The following is a 3,840-nucleotide window of genomic DNA, read 5'->3' as shown; positions in this document are numbered from 1 at the left end:
GTATAGTAATAAGAGATATTGTCTCTTTAAAACAGTACATTAATTTGGAATATAGAGTATTACATACCATATAATATAATGATAGTTAATAATATATTATATCTTATAGATTTTTTATTGGGAAGGTGAGTAGAAGTGAGGGAAAATTATAATTCATTAACTTTTTGGGAAAACGTTATCAGCAAGAATAAGACAATAAGGGGACATATGTTTATGCAGAAACCTCCTACTGAAAGAAGCATTTATTTTCATAGTCTTATGTTTGGAGATAGAAATGGGATAAATAATATATGGGGATACTTCCCTAATTTTCAAAGTATAATTGGATATATCCAATATTCATTTTTACAGGAATCTTTTTATAGATGGATATATGGGAAAGAGAGACTAGTAACTAAAATACCAAGCTTAACTGTTGATAAGATTATACGTGAAGGAGAAAAAGAAAAGAAAATAAATAAGGATACAGCTTTTAATATGAGAAGAGATTATGAATTTGTGCGGAGTTTATGGAATTTGCCATCTAATAGAGCAGAGGAAGAGTTAAAAAAGTTTGTTATAGACTTTAACAAGAAATGGATGGGAGATAACAGAGAATTTATATATTTTAAAATTTTTTGGACCGCTGAGGAATTGGGCGAATTTGTAATTTCATCTACTCTATTAACAGGTACAGAAGAAGAATTAGAAGCTAAGATAAATATGAAAATAGATGAATGGAAAGATATCTGCAAGTGTGCATCAACCGATCCTGTTAAAGGAGAGAAGTTTAGAAAGGTCTTGTGTAAAGACTTAACTGAAGTATTTTAAGGTGTTATTAGGCACCAAATGAGTATCGTATAATCATTTATAATTAATAATAAGAAAATAGAAGAGAAATTATAGCTAATTTTTCTTCTATTTTTATTGAAAATATTTAGTTGATTTTTATTTCAAGATCTTAGAATTTTCGTGATTTTCAACAGAAGCTATGCTTTGAGCAGAAATTCCTAGCAGCTCACCAGTAAATCCGAGGCCTTCTTCAGTTGTAGCTTTAATATTTATACAATCAATATCTATATTAAGAGCCTTTGATATATTTTCTCTCATATTTTCAATGTAAGGAAGCATTTTGGGTTTCTGAGCTATTATTGTGGCATCTATATTATTTACCTTATATCCGGCTTTGAGAATAAGTATTCCGGTTTCTTTAAGTAATTTAATGCTAGAAATACCTTTGAAGCTATTATCCGTATCAGGGAAGTGTCTGCCAATGTCTCCAAGTGCACATGCTCCTAACAAAGAATCCATTATCGCATGAAGAAGAACATCCGCATCTGAATGACCCAATAAACCTTTCTCATACGGGATTTCAACTCCACCTAGTATTAACTTTCTATTCTCAACCAACTTATGCACATCGTATCCTAATCCTACTCTCATATATTCACCTCATTTAATGTTTTTAGTAATGTATATACATTCTAACATAATATAAGGTTTATATAAATTAAATATAATATAGCGTTGGCTGATGTATTAATTAGAAATGCTTTTCTTTTTAGTCATATAGATATCTTTCTTATATTTAGTTCTAGACGTATTTAATTTTTTGAATAATAAATTAACAATTTTATTTAGAATAAACCGCACTAATGTTATTCGATGTTTTTTTATAAAATCTACATATATTACTTTTCCTTTCATAAAATATCTCCCAAATATTGTTTTAAAATTAGAAGCTAGGCAGATAAAACTTTATGGATAAGCATTTTTCTATGCTATAATAACATAGTATGAAGAAGTTATATAAAGGGTTAATATTTTAAAGGGGTGTTAATTTCATGGAAAATATAAACTTTATTAAAGATAAATATATATTTGCTTCCATCCCATCAATGTTATTAGTAGGAGATTCGGCAGAAGATACTAGAAATAGGCAGATAGCCTTATTTCTAAAAGAATTAACTAAATACAATGTTTTGATTAAAGATTTAGTAAACTATAATTTAAAGGAAGTTGATAGGAATATAGCTTTAAATGTTGCACATTACATAATTGAAAATGATGAATTACTTAACATAATAGTCAATAAATTAGATTTGCCTATATCGAGATTGAGTAAATTAACTAAAATTAAATCAGAGTACATAGAAAAGTGGAGGGATTATATCCTAGCTTATTATTTGATATTATCTAATCCAAACTATAGGGGAATACAGGATTATCTGAGAATAGTATTAAGAGAAGATAACAATGGAGGATATGTTAAAAATAACAAACAACAGATATATAAAGGATTAGTAATAAAGTCATCAAAAAAATCTGCATACATAGTAACGTCAAAAGGTGAATTTTTAAGAATAAAAACTAATGATAAAATAAATCCAGGAGATGTATGTGAGGGGAGTTTGAAAAAAACTTTAAAAAATTATAGAATACATATTTCTATCCTTTTATTAATCCTAATAGTGATTGTAAGTGGTATTATTATTGAATATAGAAGAGCTCAAAGTATAGTCGTGATAGAAACTACATCAGTCATTAAGATACATATCAATAAATATAATAAAGTTATATATGCATATTCACCTACGGAGAAGGGGAAAGAACTTATTAATGATGTTAATATGTTAAATAAAGATGTTGATGAGGCTATTGCTGATACCTTCGAATATGCTATTAATAATAATATGTTAGATTTAAGTAAGAAAACTTTAATTACAATAAATGGACAAGCGATAAAGTACGGATTATTTGATAAGACAAATAAAATTATAACTGAAAATAAAATTCCTATAGTAATAAATAATGCAGGTAATCAGCAGAAGTTACCTAAATATTTATCGGAAGATGAAAATAAAACAGAAAAATAACTCTTGCGCAGGAGTTATTTTTCTGTTTTATTTATAATTTCTTTGAAAGTATCCATATTATATTTGGAGCTAATATAAATTCTGTCGAGTCTAAGTTTATTGTCATTCCTATCTGAAAAGCCTCTTTTAGTAGTAAATCCTAATATATAGCCAGCATTCTTTGAAGCTTTTATAGTATCATCATTAAAATTACCAAAAGGATAAGCTATAGAATTAACTTCTTTACCTGTTATTTCCTCTAATGTTTTTTTTGAGTTTCTTAATTCAGTCAATTGATCTTCGTAGGAAAGAGCATCTAATTTTGGATGAGTGACAGTATGACTTTCGATATCTATTCCGTAATCAGACATTTCCTTTATAGCATCTTTTGATAAATAGTAGGAACCATCTAAATTAGATGTAATACAAAATATAGTAGCCACCATATTTAAATCTTTTAGTATTGGAAAAGCATAATTATAATTATCCATATAACCATCATCAAAAGTAATAATCATACTTTTTTTAGGGATTGGAGAATTATTTAATAAATAATCTTTTAATTCATTCATAGTTATTGTGGTATAACCTTGATCTTTTATGTATTCAAGCTGCTGTTTTAGCATTTTAGGAGTTATAGTAACTTCATTATCAGCTGATTCTTTAACAGAATGATAATATAAGACAGGAACACCTCTATTATCATTAACTAATTCACTTGTATTAAATGATCTAGATTGTAAGGCGGTATTTTTACTATCAATATCAGATTTTTGGTTTGGCAGTTCTTTAGTATTAAAATCTGAATAATTTATTGAAGAAAAGTTGTCGCTTATAAATTTTTTAGATAAAAAATTTGCATATATTAAATATCCACATAATATAAAAAAAGCAATTATAATAATCAATAATTTATTAGAGTTGAAAATTTTTCTTAAGGTATTTTTTTCATACATAAGTTTATTAATCACCTCCAAATTAAATGTTTAACATTATCTCTTATAAT

Annotated in this window: 4 protein-coding genes; 2 read left to right on the top strand and 2 right to left on the bottom strand. The window is 26.7% G+C overall.

The features are described 5' to 3' along the window. Positions 1–213 precede the first annotated feature (213 nt). Positions 214–810 carry a hypothetical protein gene (locus CLCHR_RS23925; RefSeq protein WP_182629436.1) on the top strand — a complete coding sequence of 199 codons (597 nt, stop codon included), beginning with the start codon at positions 214–216 and terminating at the stop codon, positions 808–810. 117 nt (positions 811–927) lie between these two features. Here the strand turns inward: CLCHR_RS23925 and ispF are convergent, their stop codons facing one another. Further along, positions 928–1,422, bottom strand: a complete 495-nt coding sequence (gene ispF, locus CLCHR_RS23920; RefSeq protein WP_079442439.1) for a 2-C-methyl-D-erythritol 2,4-cyclodiphosphate synthase — start codon at positions 1,420–1,422, stop codon at positions 928–930. A gap of 401 nt (positions 1,423–1,823) precedes the next feature. Here ispF and CLCHR_RS23915 point away from each other — a divergent pair, with 401 nt between their 5' ends. Next, positions 1,824–2,855, top strand: coding sequence for an anti-sigma factor domain-containing protein (locus tag CLCHR_RS23915; protein ID WP_079442438.1), 1,032 nt, complete (start codon positions 1,824–1,826; stop codon positions 2,853–2,855). A gap of 14 nt (positions 2,856–2,869) precedes the next feature. Here the strand turns inward: CLCHR_RS23915 and CLCHR_RS23910 are convergent, their stop codons facing one another. After that, positions 2,870–3,790, bottom strand: coding sequence for a polysaccharide deacetylase family protein (locus CLCHR_RS23910; protein WP_079442437.1), 921 nt, complete (start codon positions 3,788–3,790; stop codon positions 2,870–2,872). Positions 3,791–3,840: the final 50 nt, after the last annotated feature.

The sequence above is a fragment of the Clostridium chromiireducens genome, assembly GCF_002029255.1.
Classification (GTDB): domain Bacteria; phylum Bacillota; class Clostridia; order Clostridiales; family Clostridiaceae; genus Clostridium; species Clostridium chromiireducens.
Note: the sequence above shows the minus strand (reverse complement) of the source record. Positions and strands in the feature narration are given on the sequence as shown.

Coding starts and splice junctions, on each gene's coding strand:
- CLCHR_RS23925 (WP_182629436.1), top strand. CDS start 214: ATGCAGAAACCTCCTACTGAAAGAAGCATTTATTTTCATAGTCTTATG.
- ispF (WP_079442439.1), bottom strand. CDS start 1,422: ATGAGAGTAGGATTAGGATACGATGTGCATAAGTTGGTTGAGAATAGA.
- CLCHR_RS23915 (WP_079442438.1), top strand. CDS start 1,824: ATGGAAAATATAAACTTTATTAAAGATAAATATATATTTGCTTCCATC.
- CLCHR_RS23910 (WP_079442437.1), bottom strand. CDS start 3,790: ATGTATGAAAAAAATACCTTAAGAAAAATTTTCAACTCTAATAAATTA.